Consider the following 21,256-nt stretch of genomic DNA (forward strand, 5'->3'; position numbering starts at 1 on the left):
TGCTGTTTGAAGTCCAAAACTGAATACTCAAGCGGGTGTGATGGGTAGAGCGGCAGGAAAACTTATCCTAAAAACAATTCAGTTTCTCTACTTTGTGATGAGTCGTTTGCTTTTACCAAGGATTGCCAATCATTGTAAAAGCAGACCAGTAATAAGGATGGGAGAGGACTTGATTTCCGATTCCTAGCAATTGGGGTGGCAAAGAGATATCCCCATTGCGAGTCCGTAACTTTCCTCCCTCCAGTCTCACCTGCCCCTTGAGCATCGCCAACTGAGCTTGACGTAGCGCCTCTGCCTTAATCGGAGCTGTTTTTAATTCTTCGTAGAATTCTGCCATCAGTCCTAGAGTTCCCTCATCGCTGACGTACCACAAACTTGCCAACGCCGATTTCACTCCTGCTTGCACCGCTAATCCCGCAAAGCCCAACTCTGCCTGCTCATTCCCCACTGCTGTGCGACAAGCACTCAGCACTAATAGCTCTACTGGTGGGTTGTCCCAACCCAGTTCCCGCCACTGATCGAGTCGCAATTTGGTGTCCCATAACTGAATGTAGGAGTTGCTGGGAGAACCTGAATTAAACTCTCCGTGAGTTGCCAGGTGTACAATCTCAAACGGCTGTTGTTGACGCTGCGCCTTCAGATTCTTTAGCGTAAAATCCTCATTGAGAAAGGACTTGCCTTTCCACAGATAGGGGACGATTGCTGATAATTCCCTTGGTACTGCTGGTAAAGGATTTTTATCCGTAAATTTTGAGATGCCCATTGCCAAAACTTGAGCATTTTTCAAACTCTGGTAGTGAGTATCGGTGAGGCTAAGGCTGGGCATCAAACCAACGCTGTAGCGCTCAAGGATAAACCCTTTACCATCGTGGAGAGCAGCGATGGGGATCGTGCGTAGACCCTCGTCCATGAGGAAGACAAGATTTTGAATATCGAGTCTTTGCAGATCTTTCTCTAGCGGTGCTAGCAGCCATTGATACATCTGCTGAGAGGATGCTAGGTAGCCACGAGCGCTTTTAAGGTTGGTCACTTGCGTCTGGAATTGGTTAGCAAGTTTGAGAACTTTTTGGCGGGTTGCGCCTGTGACTCTTTTCCGAATCGGTTGTCTATCTGCCGTCACTAGTACGAGTTCCAGCTGATCTTGATAATTTTCCGTTTTTTGCGGTTCTAGGCTGTCAGGATTAATGGAATGATCAATTGAGGAAGATGGGCTTTTTGCCTCATTTGCTACCGCAGTTGTGGGAGTAAAAACAGCGTAAATGAGTGCCGCTTTGATACCGCTAGATGCTTCAATGCTTTGCAGGGTACTACGGGCATCGGAAAGGCTCCTTGTGGGGGTATCGCTTACGCCTAGATATTGTTCATATTCCTGGGTGAAGGGTTCGTCAATTTGAGCCAACGCAGAATCAACTTCAACCAAGGACTGACTGGTATTGGCCGGAGGGGAAAGCGAAGTAGTCTCCTGCGGTTGTGATGCTTCTTGCTGTGGGATTTCGACGGGCAGTGAGGGGGTTTGAGCAGGGATAAAATCGGGAGTAGGGCTGAAGGTGATGATTTTAATGTTGCCCTGGATGTAAGTGTCCGGCGGTACGGGTACTGAAAAGATTGTGGCAATCGTATTAGTTGCCCCACTGGTTATCGATCCAACTGTCCCGTTGATGGTGGCATTCCCAACGACGAAGGGAGTGGTCGTGCTGCCACTGTGACGGATGGTGATGTCACCGCCGTTGGTTCCACCAGCGGTCGAAATACTGGAATTTAGGCTATTGCGGTCTGTAAACGTGCCTGTAGCCCGAAAGAATTTACCAGCAGTGATATTAACAGTTCCGCCAGTGCCACTTCCCAGACTTTGGGCATTGATGGTACGGGTAGTAATGTTGCCGTTGTTAGCAGTTAAGGCGATCGCTCCCCCATTCCCACTCTGCGAGTAAGAAGACAACTTTTCGGTATCGATCGATCCCGTAGTGCTGTTGAGCGCGATCGCTCCCCCATTCCCACTCTGCGAGTAAGATTCTAGATTGCCGGTGGTGATGTCCCCGGTGGCAGAAAAGGTTATGGCACCCCCCGTAAAGGTTGTCGAGGCGTTAATGACCGATCCAGTGCTGATGCCTCCCGTTCCTGATATCAGCGTGATGTCGCCGCCTTTGCCAAAACCACTATAAGATCTTGCATTCAAATTGCTGGTGGTAATGTCGCCCTTGGCAGAAAAGTTGAGCGCCCCTGCATCGCCATACTGAGAGTCAGAATACACCTCTAAAAGTGAAATTTTTCCAGTATTACTCGTGAGGGTGATGCCACCCCCCGTGCCGAAACCATAAGTGCCAGAATCTAAAGTGCCAGTCGTGATGTCACCGCTGGTAGAAACAGCGATCGCTCCTCCATCGTTATCAACTGACCAAGATTCCACGTTACCTGTCGTAATATTGCCATTGGCTTCGAGGGTGACAAATCCCCCGTAGGCTTCAGAGGAGGTTGTATCTAAAAACCCGGTATTAATGGCTCCCTGGTCACTGTAGATAGAGACATCACCCCCATCGTTATCAACTGACCAAGATTCCACGTTACCTGTCGTAATATTGCCACTGGCTTCAAGGGTGACAAATCCCCCGTAGCCTTCAGAGGAAGTTGTATCTAACAACCCGGTACTAATGGCTCCCTGGTTACTGTAGATAGAGATATCACCTCCATCGTTATCAACTGACCAAGATTCCACCTTACTGGTGGTAATGTTGCCATTGGCTTCAAGCTCGATCGCGCCCCCAAAACCTTCTAAGGAAGTTGCATCTAACGCCCCAGTTTGGATAGTTCCCTGGTCACTGTAAAGATAAATATCACCAGCATCCCCACTGTTTGAGAAAGAGTTCAAGTCAGCGGTAGTAATGTTGCCTTTTGCATCAAATGCGATCGCGCCCCCATCACCACCCTTTGAATTTGATCGTACTTGTTGGGTGTCGATCGTTCCTGTATAGCTTGTCAGAGAAATTTTTCCCCCATTGCCATACCCATTTGAAAAAGCATGAATGTAGCTGGTGTTAATGTTGCTACCAGCGGTAAGGGTGATGTTTCCCGTAATGCCTGCACTCAGACCATAAGAGCCTGTGTTGAGGATACCAGTGGTAATGTTGCCCTGAGGGGCAAATAAGTTAATCGAACCCGCATCATTAGTCTGGGAGTAGGAGAATAAGTCTCCACTTGTGATGCTTCCCCCACTGCTAATAACGGTGATGTCACCCCCAATCCCAGAATCATAGGAGCGAGAATCTAGACTGCCCGTGGTAATGTTTCCATTGGCAAACAGGGCAATCTCTCCAGAAAAACCATAATCCGACCACGATTCCAAGTCTTTTGTTGTAATTTCTCCAAAAGCCGTCAGCGCGATCGCACCGCCATTGCCGTCAAAAGTGGTTGCGTCTAAGATGCCAGTATTAATGCTTCCTGCTTTGCTAGAGAGGACAATATCCCCGCCATCGTCTTCAACTGACCAAGATTTCAAATCACCAGTGGTAATATTGCCGAAAGCATTCAAGGCGATCGCGCCGCCGTTATCGCTATAAGCGCTAGTATCAAGCTTGCCTGAACTAGTATTGATACTGCCGAGGAAGCTGGTTAGCGTAATCTGACGACCGGAATTGATGATATTGCCAGTCGTGATATTTTGGTTGGCTAACAGGGTAAGCGTCGCGTTATCATCTCCGGCGAGAGTATAACCTGTCGTAGTTATAGAACCGGAACCTACAGGCGATCGCACGAGGACTGGATCGAAGAAGGTGGTGTTGCCAGCCAAAGTAATTGCACCGCTGCTATCTGCCCGTCCGATGATGATTTGAGAAAACCCATTTTCTAAGAAATTGAGTTCGCTGGTGTTGAGATTTAAGCGGTTGTCGTTGACAGTCCCGCCAATGGTAATACCCAAACTGGAAGTCAGAGGCCATAATTGAAGCGTACCGCTGCCCTTGATTTGCGGGGTGCCAGGATTCGTGGAGTCAATAAAATTAATTTCATTCGCGGTAAGAGTGATATTACCGCTACCCCCAATTCCAGTAGGATTAATGCCGCTGTCTTGTAAGAGAATGCCTGCTGCATCACTCGCACCAGTGCCATTTAGGGTAATCGCCCCTGTCCCAACAGATTCCACGACGCTTTCAGAGACAATAATAATCTCGTAGCTGTCGCTGCCCGTTCCCTTGACAGTGCCAGACAGATTAATATTTCCAGCTTGCGATCGCACTCTGCCGCTTCCATAAACAGCCGTTCCATCCTGACTTCCCGCCCCAGTGCCGCTGGTGCCTGTCAGGGTAAGATTCCCGCTATTGGATTGCACGATGCTGCCAATCGTGCCAATCGAAATGCCGTCATTGTTGAAACCCTTTCCGTTACTGGTACCGATTAGGGTAACGTTCCCCGCCCCAGTGGATGCTACATTGCTACCTGTAGAGACCTGAATTCCATGATTGGCAGCACCAGTTCCGTTACCAGTACCCTGAATATTAATATTTCCATCCACGGAACTCACTTTAGAGTTTTGGATGATTTCTATGCCGTCATTTGCATTTGTTCCACTTCCAGGCAAACCCGTTAGGGTAATCGTTCCGGTTCCGGTTGATTGCACTGCACTGTTGTTTTGAAGCGAAATCCCGTTGTTGGTAGTACCAGTAACACTAAGAAATCCTGTGCCCGTCAGGTTAATATTGCCGCCTTGGACATTAATAATGCTGTTGTTGAGCAGAATGCCATTGGTGTAGGTGGCATTTCCTCGACCAACTCCTGTAAGATTGCCGCCGTTTGTACTAATCGTGGCATTGGTGAGGGCGATCGCGCCGCTTCCGTTAGTGTCATTATCAGCAAAAAGATTGACATTCAGCTTGCCGCTACTGGAAGCGATCGCGCCATTTAGAATAATGTTGTTGTTAGCTTGTAAAGTAAGCGCGGCATCTCCCCCAGATGTCTTGCTAATAAAAGCATTGCTATTTTGAGTAATATTTCCGGCACCTGGAGAACCAGAAGCAGTTGCCGTGTCGAGGATGACGCTAGTGCCTGTATTCAGGGCAGCATTAATATTAACAACATCCACCGTATTCGTGCCAATCGCACCACCGCCACTATTCACAATCGTGATATCGGTCGGGTCAATCAGCCAAGTACCACCGAGTCCCTGAGGCGCACTTGCATCCGGCGTACTGGTGAGATTGAGAAACTGTTTGCTAGAAGTTTCAATCAACCCACCATTTCCAGAATAAATGCCTCCCCTTGCCGTTAGTGTCCCGTAAATGCTAGCTGTATCATCTGCAAAAACAATGACTTTTCCACCATTCCCGTTGTGCAGTGCGTCGGCAGAAATCACCGAGTCGCTGCTAACCAATGTTTGTAAGGCATTTGGCACTTTGCCTTGACCCTGATAATCACCGCCAATCAGTACCGCACCGCCGCCATTGGTGCCCGAAGCGTTAATATTGCCACTAATGACACTCGCTTGGTTGCCCAAGACATAGACAGTGCCTCCGGTTTGACCCGATACATTCAGGGTGCCAGAAGCAATCGCAGTACCCGGTTGTGTGCCAATCTCAGCACTAGAAGCAGTCAACCGTACCGTGCCATCGCTATTGACGGTTAATCCCGTGGCATTCGCGAGATTTCCGCCCGTTAGCAGCGAAGGGAGGGATAAAGGAGTAAAGGGTAGCGTGGCTGTATTTGAGGTAGGTAGCGGTTGAACTTCTAAACTTAGAGGGCTGCCGGGTAGACTCAGCCGCACTAATTTCTCACCCGGTACACCGACTACAGCAATTTGCCCCCCAGTCGCCCTCATCTGCCCCGTAGTAACTGCCGTGCCACCTAACAGGGTTAAATTCCCCGATACTGCCAAATTCCCCGCATTGATAATGCTTCCAGGTTGAGGAGTGTTAAAAATAAACTGGTTGGGCGTTCCGACCAATGTAGCGTAGTCATTCGCCCCAATTGCATTAAACCAATTGCTGCCAAAACCGATACCTGTGGCAGTGGTGACGGTAAATGAAGCAGGAACATTTAGGCTGGCATGAGAACTGAAGATAATCCCCGCTGGATTCATCAAGAACAGGTTAGAGTTTCCTCCCGTGACTTGGATTAATCCATTGATATAAGAAGCATTCCCACCTGTAACCCGCCCTAAGATATTTTGAATATTAGGGTTAGAAAGAAAGTTCGCAATTTCCCCAGAATTTAATCCTAGCTGCTCAAAGCTATGAAAAAGATTTGCTTGATCTTTTGAAAGCGTGCCGCCACTAATGTTAAAACGGTTCCCCTCTGGAGTAACAATTGTGCCGGTGCCGTCAGCCGCTGGGGTAATCGGCTGTGCTTGTACTGGTTGAAGCGAGTTAGCGATCGCTGTTAGTGAAAACACTACCAGTAACAGCCTTATATTTCTAACGGCTGACATATTTATGCACTTACCCTGTTGTCAATATCCCTAAAGTAACATTGACAGATTCAACGTGTTAGGAATGCTTTTATTTGTTTTAGCTCCTAAGAGCGATCGCCATCTGTAAATAAATAAAATTGTCTGGCTTCCAGACGGCTCAATATTGGGAAGCCAAACAATTTTGTATCTTCTCTATTCTATTGATTGTGCTGATTATGCGATCGCGGGTTTGAATCCCCGCTCGCCTATCAACAATTTTTAACGGAAGTTGCCTGGATTCAGTCGAGGATTGGCTCGATTCGAGCGCATAGGCACTCCGCCTTTCAACTGGGTGCCGGTGCCACCATCAGCTCGATCTAAGAAAGGTCGCAAGTTAACGCTTTGTGACCTACGGCTGGAGCGGTTGGTGGTTCCGCCGAGGGAAGATAAGCCCAAGTTTAAGAGATCGTTGAGCATCTGAGCATCCCGACCCCCAACAAAGGTATTGACGCCCTCTGTCACCTGTCCGCTGTCAGCAATGCTGATATTTTGGAAAACGCGATCGCGGATTAACTGCGGATTTTCACCGGGAGGTACAGTCAGGACAATCCGACAGTCTGGATTTTTCTGAGTCGTGATGCAAACAACGTTGTAGTTATTTTCCACCGATGCCCGCATTTCCTGAAGACCATCGGGTCGATAAGATTCTAATCTGCGACTAATTTCGTTACAACGTCTCTCCGCAGTCCAACCACCGCCTAAAGGACTGGGAGTTGCCCAAGCATAAGCTTGATCGGGTTGACTTTTCGGGTGATACATCACCATATACTGACTGTTCGTTAGCTGGCAGGTAAACCGTGGCTTGTTAGCAGTTGTACTATTCTCTGATTCCGTTCCTGGGCTAGTGGTGCTATCTGGACTCCCATCGGTGTCTACCACAACATCCCCGTCCGAGGTCTGAGTATTCTCATCTTCTACACCCGGCAGTTGCGCTTGCTGAACAGAACCTGCAAAGGCGATACCGCTATTCAGTAGCATTGCTACACCAGCAGATAAAGCCACACTTTTGACCACTAAGGACTTTGCTTCAAACGCGAACCTAGACAGATGTGGTGACATATCAACAATCCTCCTGTATATTTTTTGACTATCGTTAGCATCATTTGAATTAAATGAGCTAATTTCATAAATCTTTATAAATCGGTCTTCGTAGCGTATACTACGAAAGCACGACTAGAATCCCCCGCTTCCCTGGTAGGAATAAGGGTAAGAAGTCAGGAAAATAGAGCGTGTTTTTTGAAAATTGTCAATCAGTGGGTACTGTTTATCGTGTATCCAATGTTGCACAACATACCCCCCTAGATGCCATAGTGACGGGAAAACCGAAGCAAAGTTCCCGCAGAACCCTTAAATCATTCAAAAGGAGAAAACAATGTTGTTGGAGGCACAAAAGCCGCTGACAGTTCCCAGACATTTCCTGGAACCGCCTGCGTCCCTAAGCCCAACGCTACTCATGTTTCTAGCCGCCGTAGCGATGGTTGTGCTATCAAACTTTGGTTATTGGCTCTGGGAGTGGCCTCACTGGTGTTGCTTTATCACAAACACGATCGCCTTGCACATTTGTGGAACGGTGATTCATGATGCTTGTCATAATTCTGCCCATCGTAACCGAGTCATCAATGCCATCCTGGGACATGGCAGTGCGCTGATGTTAGTCTTTGCCTTCCCAGTATTTACTAGGGTTCATTTGCAGCATCATGCCCATGTCAATGACCCGGAAAACGATCCAGATCATTACGTTTCTACTGGCGGACCCCTGTGGTTAATTCCGGTGCGGTTTTTATACCACGAAGTATTTTTCTTTAAACGGCAGCTGTGGCGAAAATATGAACTTTTAGAATGGTTCTTAAGCCGCTTGTTTGTGGGGACGATTTTCTATATTTCAATTCAGTACCACTTCTTAGGCTACATTCTCAATTTTTGGTTTATCCCGTCTGCCCTAGTAGGATTGGCGCTGGGATTGTTTTTTGATTATCTGCCGCATCGCCCGCATCAAGAACGCGATCGCTGGAAGAATGCCAGAGTTTACCCCAACCCCATCCTCAATTTGCTGATCATGGGGCAAAATTACCACCTCATTCATCATTTGTGGCCTTCCATCCCCTGGTATCACTACCAGAATGCTTATTACGCCACCAAGCCCCTCTTAGATGAAAAAGGCTGTTATCAAACTCTGGGAATCTGGCAAGGAAAAAATTTCTGGAGCTTTTTATATGACGTTTTTTTAGGCATCCATTTTCACAACAAATCACCTAAAAACCTAGAAAATAGCTAATAAATGTCATTAGTGATTCGTCAATGACTAGGGACGAATCACTAATGACAAAAAACCTCAGCGATGAAACGACTGAATCGTTGACTGCGAGGATAAGCTAACCTGAGACAAACTCCAATCCGGTCTTAGGCTTTTAGCTCCCCGCAGATAAGGATGGTAAATCGGTGGATGGGAAGCTGGCAAATTGACGTGAATTAAGAAGCGGATGCAACGCTCCAGCCCTCCCTCCACGTGCATTTGCTGAACATCAAGCAGAGGGACATTGTCCCAGTGGGGACGAGAGCGAGCGATCGCAGCGGGAAAGATCGCATCTAGATCCCGCGTTACCGAGAACGTGGCACTAATAATTAGATCGGGATGTAGTTGATTGTGTACTTCTAATTCATCGAGTAGTTCCGCTACCACTTCTCGAATTGCCTCAGCCGTGTTTTGTGAGGCAGTTGTTGCCCCGCGAATCGCTCGAACTCGCCACTCCACGCAAGCATCCTCCATTTTATAATTGGGATTTTGAATTTTAGATTTTGGATTTCAGAATCATCTATAATCTAAAATCTAAACTTCATACTAGGGTCGGTAAAGCCACAACGGCTGACCACTGGTAGAAAGTTCAAATTCTAACCAGTCTATCCCAGCTGATAGACTAGATGCCCCTTGAACTCTGCTTGATACCACACGATTCCAGAAAGGTTTGCGTTCTTCCAGGGTGTAACACTTCGTTTTTTCGGGATCGAGACCGACCAGTTCCGCAGCCCAACGGCGGGCATCTTCCTCAGTGCCGAGCCGGTCAACAACCCCCAGTTCTAACGCTTGTTGACCTGTGAAAATGCGACCATCGGCAAAACTTTTAACCGTTTCGGTTGTCAGCTTCCGAGCCTCAGCAACCGTTTGCACAAATTGCTGATAACTGACGTCAATCAGGTCTTGGAGAATATTCTTTTCCGGCTCGGTGAGTTCCCGGTCAAAAGCCAGAATATCTTTATAAGGACCCGATTTGATCACCTTGAAAGAAACGCCAATCTTTTCTAGCAAGCGCTCCAGGTTGTTTCCCCGGAGAATTACACCGATACTGCCGGTAATTGTGCCTGGGTTGGAAACAATGTGTTCGGCTCCCATCCCAATGTATACTCCCCCAGATGCGGAGATATTGCCAAAGCTGGCAACAATTTTCACCTTTTTTTGCAGGCGAGTCAGGGCTTCATAGATTTCTTGAGAATCCCCAACCGTACCCCCAGGACTATCAATGCGTAGCAGTAAAGCTGGAAACTTTCGTTCTTCAACCGTTTTCAGGCTTTCTAGAACTTGTTTTCGGGTAGTACTGCCAATCGCACCAGTCACTTCAATCCGAGCAATTTGTTTACGAAACTTAGGCTGAAAAGGCCAGATCATGAGCAGGCAAGCGATGAATCGTGAATGAATGAGCGAATTAGAGAAGGAAGCAAATCCTGCAAAACAGTAAGTGTTTCCCTAGGAATGCTGGCTCTTTCTCTAGTTTGCACGATCCGCATCGGTTTCGTTGGGTTGCGGGTGAAGCCTGAAAGCTTATCAGAAAAAAGGTTTTCCCTAGCTCCCCGAATTTAACAGGTACTTACAAGTAAAAACTTACCCTTTTGTCGGCATCCCCACAATTTGCCAAAACGCCTTAACAGAACTACATATTAAGTACAATTAAGTAAATAAACGCGCAACCAGCCAGAATAAAGAGCAAGAAACTGGAAAAATTTTTGATAAATCCGGTGGCGACTTCTGGAAGGGCAGCTCGTGATGACCTGCTTCAAGAGTGCTGATTTGGCTCTGTTATGTACGCCCACAAAGAACTTTTATGCAGCTAAAACTCACAGAATCCAAAATTCCGTTGGCACCCTTGCTGCTGATTGCCCCCTTTTTCTTGTGGGGAACGGCGATGGTGGCAATGAAGGGTGTTATCCCAAACACGACGCCCCTGTTTATGGCTGGTGTCCGGTTGGTGCCTGCCGGGGTATTGGTATTAGTTGCTGCCTTTTTGATGGGGAAACCTCAACCGAAAGGCGTTCGGGCGTGGCTGTGGATTAGTTTGTTTGCTTTGGTTGATGGCGCTTTGTTTCAAGGCTTTTTAGCCTTTGGATTAGTGCGAACGGGTGCCGGGTTGGGTTCGGTGATGATAGACTCTCAACCCCTGGCAGTGGCTTTGCTGTCCTGTTGGTTGTTTGGAGAAACCATTGGGCTGTGGGGCTGGCTGGGCTTGGCATTGGGAGTGCTGGGGATTAGTTTGATTGGCTTGCCGGATGATTGGATTATCAATCTCTTCCACGGCAACGCGATCGCTGGCTCGTTTAGCTTCACGCACTTGTTTGAGAGCGGGGAATGGCTGATGCTGCTGGCGGCGCTGTCGATGGCTGTCGGAACAGTGCTGATTCGTTTCGTTTGCCAGTATGCCGATCCGGTGGTGGCGACTGGCTGGCACATGATTTTGGGCGGCTTGCCTTTGTTTGCACTCTCCCAAGTGTGGGAATCAGACCAGTGGGTGCATCTAAATACGTCTGGCTGGATAGCATTGAGCTACGCAGCCGTATTTGGCAGCGCGATCGCCTATGGTTTATTCTTCTACTTTGCCTCTAGCGGCAATCTCACCAGTCTTAGTTCCCTCACCTTTTTGACACCCGTGTTTGCCCTCTTTTTTGGCAATCTACTTTTGGCTGAAGTTCTCAGCCCTCTTCAATGGCTGGGAGTGAGTCTAACCCTTGCCAGTATCTATCTAATTAATCAGCGCGAGAAGATAGCCGAACAAGTGCGTTTGCAAAGCCTGCGCTTCGGGCAACCCTCTACATCTGTTGAAACCAGGGTGACACAAGAAGAAAGCAAAACCGAGCAAATTTCTCTCTTAGAGCCATCCGAGCCATTACCCTATCAATCACTGCCAATACAAGCGAAAGAATCCGAAACCGAGATTTGGCAAAATCGGTAGAAATGAATAGGATGACAGACAAGTTAGCCGCTAAGATTTGAGAGCGAGTTGAAACTTTCTGTTATGATCAGCCCAATATTCACACTTGCTCCCAGAGCCGCTCGCCCAAAACATAGGGATGAATTGCTCGCTAACTATTTAGAACGAATAACTTCATGCTGGTACTAGAAGCTAAGCAGAAAATTATCAGCAAAGGATCTTGTCTGGTTGTATTCACTTAGACAGGTTTCCCAAAACTATGTTCTACCGCTCCACATGGCTTCTAGTTACCTGGATTATCTGTCTGGGCTTTATCCCCAGTTCGGGTGAGAATTCCACAGGATTGCCGTCAGCGATCGCCACTTCTTCCCCCAGTTTACCCGTCTCCCTAGAACTGGCTCAGGCGAGTTCCCCAAACCTTAAAAACGATTTGCCTATCCTCCAAGTAGGCTCTCAAGGCTTTGAAGTTGCAGAACTGCAAAAGTCACTAAAGCGTTTGGGGCACTACAACGGGCCAGTAGATGGCGTTTATGGGCGAACGACAGCCGTTGCCGTCTCTAAATTTCAAACATCTGTCGGGTTAACGCCTGACGGAGTTGCTGGTTCCACGACTCAAGAGCGTCTTCAGGCAGCCGAAACCGCAAAATCTTCACCGGCTCCCACCCCAAAACCCAAGGCGGCTAAACCGAGTTCTGAAGGGAATCGCCTCTGGTGGTTATTAGGTTTAGCAGCAGCATCAGCTGGGGTCGGATTAGGAGTTTACTTCTTGCTGAAATGGTTAGGCAACCTCAACAGAGAGGAAGAGCCGGAGTCTGGATCTGAGGAATCGGATGAAAGCCGCTACGAAGACCCTAAAGATGCCAATCATCCCGCAGATATCCATTCTCACCCGATAGAAAATGACAATGGCAATAACGGCTATCATGCCTCTGCTTTGACCCTTTCAGAAACAAGCAATTTAGAAAAAAGCAATTTAGACGGGAGAACAACCGCACAAAAGCCAATAGAAGCAGTTAGCGAAGCGAAGCCGTTAGCACGGCTGCGAAGCAACGAGGCAAAAGCGATGGGAGAAACCACTCGCCTCCCCAAAATTGATATTGTTAATGAATTAATTAAAGATTTACAGGGAGCCGATCCGACAAAACGACGCAAGGCGATCTGGGAACTGGCACAATGCGGCGACTCCAGAGCAATTCAGCCCTTGGTGGATTTGATGATCGACTCGGATTCTCAGCAGCGCGGCTTAATCTTAGAGGCGCTGTCGCAAATCGGCACCCGCACCCTCAAACCGATGAACCGGGCACTCGCGATCTCGTTGCAAGATGAAAACCCTGATGTTCGCAAAAATGCAATTCGGGATTTGACAAGAATTTATGACACGATCGGTCAAGTCAGCAATTTATTGCGTCACGCTGCTGAAGATCGGGATTCCGAGGTTCAGGAAACAGCGCGGTGGGCGATAGGGCAGTTAAATCGGCTTCGCTTGAATCCTGGTACGGATAATAATTTGCCCGCTTTGCCAAATTCCCAAAATTCTTCTAATCATCCGTCAGAGGAATCAGAAAACCGCTAAATCAGCGTCTTTACAAGAGTTTGAATTTATTGTTTATCGTTTAGAGTCCAAAAGTTGTCCATCTTGCATCGTCCATTGAAACTGTTGTTGCTCTCAACCTCGGTGGGCGCTCTCGGCACAGGGTTGGGGGGTGGCGTAGAACTAACCCTGCTCAACGTTGCCCAAGAGCTGCTCCGGCGGGGACATACCCTCAAAATTGTGGCTCCCCAAGGTTCTGTGCTGGGAGATATTCCAATTATCGAAATTGCTGGAGAACTCCAGACAACGGCTCAGACTCAAGGACGGAGTGCCCCGATTGTCATGCCGGAGAATTCTGTGCTGGGCAATATGTGGGATTATGCGCGGCAAGTCCAAGCTGACTACGATCTGATTTTCAACATTGCCTATGATTGGCTACCGTTCTATCTAACGCCATTTTTTAATCGAGCGATCGCCCATTTCGTGAGTATGGGTTCTCTCTCGACCGCGATGGATCGCATCGTGGAACAGATTGCCGGTCAGTTTCCCGGTACGGTTGGCGTCTACACATTGACACAGGCAGAAACTTTTCCTAGTCCGTCGCAGTATCGGATTCTGGGAAGCGGTCTGGATTTATCGCTTTATCAATTTTCCCCAGAACCTTCCTCCGCCTTGGCTTGGGTAGGTCGGATTGCCCCAGAAAAAGGTCTAGAGGATGCCGTTGCCGCTGCCAAAATTACCGGCATTCCCCTAAAAATTCTTGGCAAAATGCAAGACGATGCATATTGGAAGCAGATTTGTCAAGATTATCCCGATGCTCCTGTAGAATATGCAGGATTTTTCTCCACATCCGAACTGCAACAGCATTTAGGCAATTGTCGGGCGTTGTTGATGACACCTCGCTGGGTGGAAGCGTTTGGCAATGTGGTGATTGAGGCGCTTGCGTGTGGAGTGCCGGTGATTTCTTATTCCAGAGGTGGCCCGACTGAAATTATTCAGGATGGGAAGACGGGCTTTTTGGTGGAGCCGGATAGCGTGGCGGGATTGGTCGAGGCCATCGGACGCATCGATCAACTTGACCGCTATACTTGCCGCCAACAAGCCGAAGCGGAATATTCCCTGGAAGCACTGGGCGATCGCATGGAAGAATGGTTTCGGGATATCTTGCAAAATTAAAACTTAAACCAGAAGAATTTTGGATTTTTCCGCGTACCAACTACCCCCGCCTTTACAAACTGGCGACTTGCTGCGAGTCATTGCTCCCAGCGGTGCCTTGCGAGAACAGGAAGCGTTCCACAAAGGTGTGGAAATATGGCGATCGCGCGGCTATCAAGTCGAAATTAGTAGCGGTGTTGAGGAACGATGGGGCTACCTTGCGGGTAGCGATGAAAGCCGCCGCGAAAACCTCGCAGACGCTTGGCAAAACCCTGACTGCAAAGGCATTCTCTGTGCTAGAGGCGGTTACGGGAGCGCCCGCTTACTAGAAAATTGGTCTTGGCAGGGTGCGGAACAAAAAATAGTAGATTTTTTACACCGGACTCCCAAATGGCTAATCGGCTTTTCTGATGCCACTGGCTTGCTGTGGAGCCTTGGTAAAGTTGGCATTGCAGGGGTTCATGGCCCGTTGCTAACTACCCTGGCCACAGAGCCAGAGTGGTCGATTCAGCGGCTGTTCGATTGCGTAGAAGGTCGCCCTCTAGAACCCTTAAAAGGAGTCGGCTGGGGCAGCGGTAAGGTCAGCGGCATCTTAATCCCCGGCAATCTGACGGTAGCCACGCATTTTCTGAACACGCCCGTACAGCCCCAGCTAGCGGGCGTCATTCTCGCCTTGGAAGATGTGACTGAGGCTCCCTACCGCATTGACCGAATGTTAACGCAGTGGCGGATGATAGGGGCTTTTCGGGAAGTCAAAGGGATTGCGTTGGGGCGCTTTAGCCGCTGCGAAGCTCCGCCGAACATTTCTAGCTTGACGGTGGAAGAAGTATTGCGCGATCGCTTGGGGAATCTTGGCATTCCCATTGTCTCCGATCTCCCCTTTGGTCACGATGGCCCTAATGCAGCTTTACCCTTGGGAATCCCCGCTGAGTTAGATGCAGATCGCGGCAGTTTGAGTTTTTCCTCTACCGAGCAATAATACTTAGGTACTTCTAGATTGCATCAGTTGAGCAGGCATTTCAAACCGGCTTTACAAGTTTGAGGTGCCTGGACTCTGGGAACTATGGATGGATATCATCTGTCCAAACAGAAGGAAGCAGTTCTTGTTTATAGGAAAACGGGTCTACCATGATGGGTCGTAAGTTTATTAATAGGGTTGCGGCAAGTGTCGCGATCGCCGGGATGATGTTTACGGGGATCTCCGATATCGCTGGAGCAGCAACCGCACTAAAAAATGGTGAAAACGTTAACGGGTTCATCCGTACTAACTCTCCCACCTTCACCTTTAAAAACCAATCTCTAAGGGGTACTCCTGTCCAGAAAGCCTATGGTGAGGAATTCCTGATTAATGCTAAGCAAGGTGATGCAATCGTTGCCGCTGTTGATGTAGAAGACGGTAGTACTCTTTTGCCTATTCTAGTTCTAGTTTCCTCACAGAGTGGGGCGCAGGTTGCCTACGATGACCGATCGGGTTTGGTGAGGTATCGAGTGCCAACGACTGGAGAATATAAACTTCGCGTGTTGGGTAAGAACAACACTAGGGGGAGATACACGCTTTCAATTTCTGGGATTAGCCAGACAACAACTTCCCAAAATCCACCGGCTCAAACTCCCGCGGGTCAAAAAGATGCGCGACAAAAATTTCTAGAAGATGAATATGGATTGAGAGTCCTAGAAAATTGTCCGGCGGTAAGGAGTAATGTTGTTGTTGTCACCTTCCCCGAATACGGTCAAAACTATACCTACTGCGCTAATCCTAACCGCAATATCAAGGCAGGCGAATATCGTTACGACGTTAGCAGCAATGATATCAAGCCAGGGGGTGCTGTTGCCCAAAATCCACCGGCTCAAACCCCAGCTCAAAATGACCCCCGGAAACAAGCTCTGCTCAATGAGTATGGGTTGAGGGTTCTGGATACCTGTCCGGAAGTAAAAACTTCTTTGGTTGTTGTCACGTTTACCGAATACGGTCAAACGTACAATTACTGCGCCAATCCTAACCGCCTTGTCAAAGCAGGAGCGTACACCTTTGACATTAGCAGTGGTGACTTAAAGCCGAAAACAACGACTTCCCAAAATCCGACTCAACCTACAGCTAACGATCAAAGAAGCCAACTGCTGCGAAATGAGTATGGCTTGACGGTTTTGGATAGTTGTCCTCCGGCAAAGAATTCTTTGGTGGTCGTGAACTTTACCGAAGCGGGTCAAACCTACACTTACTGCGCCAATCCCAACCGCGTTTTCAAGGCGGGGGAATACACCTATAACCCCACCACCCGCAACTTAGATACGGCTAAGAAACCGACGCGATGCACCGTTGAAATTAGTGGCATCTGCATTGTCAAATAACGTCAATAGGTAGTTAAAAAAGCACGCAACAGAAAAACCCGGTTGATTCAAGAAGCCGGGTTTTTCGCGTGTCGGAGAGTCACTCAGGCTCGCTGACTACTACTAGGGAAACGCACATTCCATGTCTCTAGGAGTTGATACCCTATCTAGAAGGGTTTAGCGTGGATTGCCTCTCTCATGGCGGGCAAACTCAAGAGAAGCGATCGCAAAACTAAACTTGGGGAATCCGACAATGATAAGCTAAACAAATGCCTTTAAATAAGTCTTTAGGTGAAGTGTAAATGACCGTTGCAACCCAAGTTCCGTATCTGCTGAGGGCAGCCCGTGGTGAAGTTTTAGACCGTCCGCCAGTGTGGATGATGCGGCAAGCGGGTAGATATATGAAAGCTTATCGAGATTTAAGAGATAAGTATCCTGCGTTTCGCGATCGCTCGGAAAAAGTAGAACTGGCAATCGAAATCTCCTTACAGCCGTTTCGCGCCTTTGAGCCAGATGGGGTAATTTTATTTTCTGATATTTTAACTCCGTTGCCGGGACTTGGCATTCCCTTTGATATCATCGAAAGCCGAGGACCAGTCATCGATCCGCCCATCCGCAGCCAAGAGCAAATTGATAAACTGCATCCTCTAGAACCTGGGGAATCGCTGCCTTTTATCGGGGAAATTTTGCAAACATTACGCCAAGAAGTCGGCAACAAAGCAACTGTCTTGGGTTTTGTGGGTGCCCCTTGGACGCTGGCAGCGTATGCGATTGAGGGCAAAAGCTCGAAAGACTACGCAATTATTAAAAGTATGGCTTTTTCAGAGCCAACGATGCTGCATCAATTTTTGGGTAAATTGGCAGATGCGATCGCAACTTACGTCCGCTACCAAATTGATAGCGGTGCCCAAGTCATTCAAATGTTCGATTCTTGGGCAGGACAACTGAGTCCGCAAGATTACGAGACATTTGCTCTACCGTATCAGCAGCGAGTTTTCAACCAGGTAAAACAGACGCATCCGGATACTCCCCTGATTCTCTACATCAATGGTAGTGCAGGCATTCTGGAGAGGATGGCACAATCCGGCGCGGATATCGTCAGCGTAGATTGGACGGTAGACATGGCAGAGGCAAGGACAAGACTTGGCTCAAACATCGGTGTACAGGGAAATATGGACCCCTGTGCCTTATTTGGCTCAAAAGAGTTCATCCGCGATCGCATTTATGACACGATCCGCAAAGCCGGAAACAAAGGTCATATCATGAATCTCGGTCATGGTGTTTTACCCAGTACCCCCGAAGAAAACGTAGCTTTCTTCTTTGAAACTGCCAAATCAGTCAAAAATCATTAGTCATTAGTCATTGAACTAAAGACGAATCATTCTTGACTAAGGACGAATGACCAACCCTTATGAACCCCAAGCGGATTTTGGTAACTGGTGCGAGTGGCTGCATTGGTCACTACATTAGCGAAAGCCTGATTCAAGAAACCGAACACGAGCTGTATCTGTTAGTCAGAAATCCAGACAAACTGCAAATTGACTACCAATCTCGACCGGGAATCACCGTTGTAAAAGCTGATTTGCGAGACATTGAACGAGTGGGAAATCTACTCAAGACAATCGATGTCGCGATCTTAGCTGCAACCGCTTGGGGCGGCTCCCAAGCGGTATTTGACGTGAATGTGATTAAAACCATCCGGTTGCTAAACTTGCTCGACCCCGCAGTTTGCGAACAAGTCATTTACTTTTCTACTGCTAGCATCCTCGGACGCGACAACGAATTATTGAAAGAAGCGGGAGAACTAGGGACAGACTACATCCGTTCTAAGTATGACTGTTTGCAGCGCTTATCGAAATTAGCGATCGCACCCCGCATCACTACCCTCTTTCCGACCTTGGTTCTCGGAGGAGATGCCAACAAACCCTACTCCCATCTTTCTTCAGGATTGCCAGGGGTGGCAAAGTTGATTGACCTGATTCGCTTTTTTAAAGCTGACGGCAGTTTCCACTATATGCACGGGCGAGATATTGCCCAAGTGGTACGATTCCTGATCGAACATCCTCCTGGCCCCTCGGAACCTCGACAGCTGGTTTTGGGTCAAGCACCCATAACGGTCAACGAAGCCGTAGAAGAAGTTTGTGCTTATTTAGACAAGAAAATTTATTTTCGCGTGCCCCTGTCTCCCTGGCTAGCTGATTTCTTCATCCTCTTGTTCCGAATTCAGATGGCACCTTGGGATCGGTTCTGCTTGCGCTACCGTCATTTTACCTACCAAGATCCCGTCAATCCTGCTACCCTGGGTCTGCCGAATTACTGTGCCACATTCAGCGATGTGCTGAAAATAAGCGGAGTTCAAAAAAGCAGCTGACAGCTAAGAACGAGTAGAAATTAGATTTAAAAGGTTGTTTTAACGCAAAGGTACGCAGAGGTTAGTGCAAAGGTACGCCAAGGAGGTTAGAGGCTGTCTTCAGAAGAATTTCTTAGACATATCAAGACCTCTTACTGATTTTCTACGTACCTTTACGTCACCCTTGGCGGACCTTTGCGTTAAAAAAGCTATCAGAGTTAACCTAAGCTTGCCAGATTCAGCTAGGCTCGTGTGCTATGTATTAGCTAATAGCTGAAATTTAAAAAGGTGTGAGGTTTTAAATTCAATGAAAGTTTTATTAGTTTATCCCCTGTTTCCTAAAACTTTTTGGTCTTACGAAAAAATTCTGGAATTAGTCAATCGCAAGGTTTTATTGCCGCCGCTGGGTTTAGTCACCGTGGCGGCAATTTTGCCTCAAGAGTGGGAATTCAAGCTGGTCGATCGAAATATCCGCACCGTTACAGAACAAGAGTGGGAATGGGCAGATGTTGTCATTCTCTCGGCAATGATTGTTCAGAAAGAGGATTTACTTGATCAAATCAAGGAAGCCAAGCGGCGCGGCAAACTGGTAGCGTGTGGTGGTCCTTACCCAACTTCTGTACCGGAGGAAGCTCAAAAAGCGGGTGTAGATTATCTGATTTTAGATGAAGGGGAAATCACCCTGCCGATGTTTGTTGAGGCAGTTCAGCGGGGCGAAAAACAGGGGATTTTCCGTTCTAATGGGGAAAAACCCGATGTGACGACAACCCCGGTTCCTCGTTTTGATTTGCTGGAGTTTGATGCTTACGATTCAATGTCGGTGCAGTTTTCGCGGGGCTGTCCCTTCCAGTGCGAATTTTGCGACATTATTGTTTTGTATGGTCGCAAACCCCGGACGAAAACACCAGAACAGCTATTAGCAGAGTTAGAGTATCTCTACCAATTAGGGTGGCGTCGTAGCGTTTTCATGGTGGATGATAACTTCATCGGCAATAAGCGCAACGTTAAGTTATTTCTCAAAGAGTTAAAAACCTGGCAAGCAGAACACCAATATCCCTTCCGGTTTAATACAGAAGCTTCGATTGATTTGGCGCAAGACCAAGAACTGATGGATCTGATGGTGGAGTGTTATTTTGATGCCGTGTTTTTGGGGATTGAAACGCCCGATGAAGAGAGTTTGTCGCTGACGAAAAAGTTCCAAAATACGCGCAGTTCTCTGGGTGAAGCGGTAGAGGCAATTACGCGAACCGGATTGCGCCCAATGGCTGGGTTTATTATTGGCTTTGATGGGGAGAAAGCTGGCGCAGGCGATCGCATTGTTCGCTTTGCCGAGCAAACTGCCATTCCCACCACTACCTTCGCGATGCTGCAAGCCTTACCCAATACAGCGCTGTGGCATCGATTAGACAAGGAGGGTCGCCTGCGAGGTAAAGATGGCAACATCAATCAAACCACTTTGATGAACTTTGTCCCCACTCGACCCCTGCAAGAGATTGCCAGAGAATACGTTGAGGCTTTCTGGACACTATACGATGCCGAAAAGTTTTTGGATCGGACTTATCGCTGTTTCTTGATGCTGGGTGCGCCCAAATGCAAGGCTCCTGCTAAATTACCAAATTTAGTGGATCTGCGAGCGCTGCTGATTGTGATGTGGCGTCAGGGTGTCAAACGCACTACTCGCTGGAAGTTCTGGCACCACTTATTGAGCATCCTCAAACGCAATCCTGGTGTTTTTGAGCATTACATCGCAGTCTGCGCTCATAATGAGCATTTTCTAGAGTACCGCCAGATTGTGCGGGACGAAATAGATGCCCAGTTAGCTGAGTTTCAGGCAGAAGAAGCAAAACTGCAACAGATAGAAGATATCTCATCGGCATCTGTAAAAGAAAAAAATCCCGTCGGTGTATAAGACAGGGTTGTTTCGGGATGGCTAACAGAACAGGGGCTTTTGCGATCGCTCTGAAATGAAAATGCTCGTTAACCGGCAGGAATCAAAATTACTGGTAGTGTCTGGGAGTAGGGAGGCAGAAAGTCCAGAGTCAGTAGGTGGATATCAGGTTCCCACTCCCCCTAAACCAACGGTTAACTACATTCGGCTACTGAGTTAGTTAGCATGGAATATCCATTCATCATTAGCGAAAACCTAGCGGCATATTGTATTCGATCAATTTAATGACTCCTTCATGAGCGATCGCACGTCGAAAGTGATAGAACAATTTGCCCCTGCTACGAATCACTAAAATTAGTCCGAGGTTGCCAATTCA

At 47.9% G+C, this 21,256-nt stretch carries 14 protein-coding genes; 10 read left to right on the forward strand and 4 right to left on the reverse strand.

Annotation, left to right across the window (positions count from 1 at the left end; translation table 11 throughout):
- Positions 1-112: 112 nt before the first annotated feature.
- Both NDI34_RS09190 and NDI34_RS09195 read right to left on the reverse strand, forming a co-directional pair.
- Positions 113-6,412: a CHAT domain-containing protein gene (locus tag NDI34_RS09190; protein WP_348232485.1), complete on the reverse strand. Its 6,300-nt coding sequence runs from the start codon at positions 6,410-6,412 to the stop codon at positions 113-115.
- Positions 6,413-6,652: 240 nt separating this feature from the next.
- Positions 6,653-7,492, reverse strand: a complete 840-nt coding sequence (locus tag NDI34_RS09195; protein WP_348232486.1) for a COP23 domain-containing protein — start codon at positions 7,490-7,492, stop codon at positions 6,653-6,655.
- 313 nt (positions 7,493-7,805) lie between these two features.
- On the opposite strand from NDI34_RS09195, the gene crtR reads away from it, so the two are divergent.
- Entirely contained in the window at positions 7,806-8,708 is a 903-nt protein-coding gene (gene crtR, locus NDI34_RS09200; protein ID WP_190415660.1) for a beta-carotene hydroxylase, read from the forward strand.
- A gap of 57 nt (positions 8,709-8,765) precedes the next feature.
- Here the strand turns inward: crtR and aroH are convergent, their stop codons facing one another.
- Both aroH and sppA read right to left on the reverse strand, forming a co-directional pair.
- Complete coding sequence (aroH, locus tag NDI34_RS09205; protein ID WP_190415750.1) at positions 8,766-9,185, reverse strand: chorismate mutase; 420 nt, start codon at positions 9,183-9,185, stop codon at positions 8,766-8,768.
- Between the two features lie 87 nt (positions 9,186-9,272).
- Positions 9,273-10,094 (reverse strand): signal peptide peptidase SppA, encoded by an 822-nt coding sequence (sppA, locus tag NDI34_RS09210; protein ID WP_190415662.1) that lies wholly within the window; start codon positions 10,092-10,094, stop codon positions 9,273-9,275.
- Between the two features lie 433 nt (positions 10,095-10,527).
- Here sppA and NDI34_RS09215 point away from each other — a divergent pair, with 433 nt between their 5' ends.
- The 9 genes from NDI34_RS09215 (at position 10,528) to NDI34_RS09255 (ending at position 21,100) form a co-directional block, all read left to right on the forward strand.
- Positions 10,528-11,649, forward strand: a complete 1,122-nt coding sequence (locus NDI34_RS09215) for a DMT family transporter (protein ID WP_190986210.1) — start codon at positions 10,528-10,530, stop codon at positions 11,647-11,649.
- 238 nt (positions 11,650-11,887) lie between these two features.
- On the forward strand, positions 11,888-13,201 hold the full coding sequence (locus NDI34_RS09220) for a HEAT repeat domain-containing protein (protein WP_348232487.1): 1,314 nt from the start codon (positions 11,888-11,890) through the stop codon (positions 13,199-13,201).
- A 60-nt stretch (positions 13,202-13,261) separates the two neighbouring features.
- On the forward strand, positions 13,262-14,335 hold the full coding sequence (locus NDI34_RS09225; RefSeq protein WP_348232509.1) for a glycosyltransferase family 4 protein: 1,074 nt from the start codon (positions 13,262-13,264) through the stop codon (positions 14,333-14,335).
- Positions 14,336-14,351: 16 nt separating this feature from the next.
- Positions 14,352-15,293 (forward strand): LD-carboxypeptidase, encoded by a 942-nt coding sequence (locus NDI34_RS09230; RefSeq protein WP_348232510.1) that lies wholly within the window; start codon positions 14,352-14,354, stop codon positions 15,291-15,293.
- A 149-nt stretch (positions 15,294-15,442) separates the two neighbouring features.
- The gene (locus NDI34_RS09235) at positions 15,443-16,663 is read left to right on the forward strand and encodes a hypothetical protein (protein ID WP_190415666.1); all 1,221 of its coding nucleotides are present in this window, start codon (positions 15,443-15,445) and stop codon (positions 16,661-16,663) included.
- A 281-nt stretch (positions 16,664-16,944) separates the two neighbouring features.
- A complete protein-coding gene (gene hemE, locus NDI34_RS09240; RefSeq protein WP_190411105.1) occupies positions 16,945-17,994 on the forward strand; it encodes a uroporphyrinogen decarboxylase in 1,050 nt (349 codons plus the stop codon).
- 59 nt (positions 17,995-18,053) lie between these two features.
- Complete coding sequence (locus tag NDI34_RS09245) at positions 18,054-19,013, forward strand: NAD(P)-dependent oxidoreductase (RefSeq protein WP_190532509.1); 960 nt, start codon at positions 18,054-18,056, stop codon at positions 19,011-19,013.
- A gap of 286 nt (positions 19,014-19,299) precedes the next feature.
- Complete coding sequence (locus NDI34_RS09250) at positions 19,300-20,901, forward strand: B12-binding domain-containing radical SAM protein (protein WP_348232488.1); 1,602 nt, start codon at positions 19,300-19,302, stop codon at positions 20,899-20,901.
- 55 nt (positions 20,902-20,956) lie between these two features.
- Positions 20,957-21,100, forward strand: a complete 144-nt coding sequence (locus NDI34_RS09255; RefSeq protein WP_190668467.1) for a hypothetical protein — start codon at positions 20,957-20,959, stop codon at positions 21,098-21,100.
- Positions 21,101-21,256 lie beyond the last annotated feature (156 nt).

The sequence above is a fragment of the Trichocoleus sp. DQ-U1 genome (genome assembly GCF_039961925.1).
GTDB lineage: Bacteria > Cyanobacteriota > Cyanobacteriia > Cyanobacteriales > FACHB-T130 > FACHB-T130.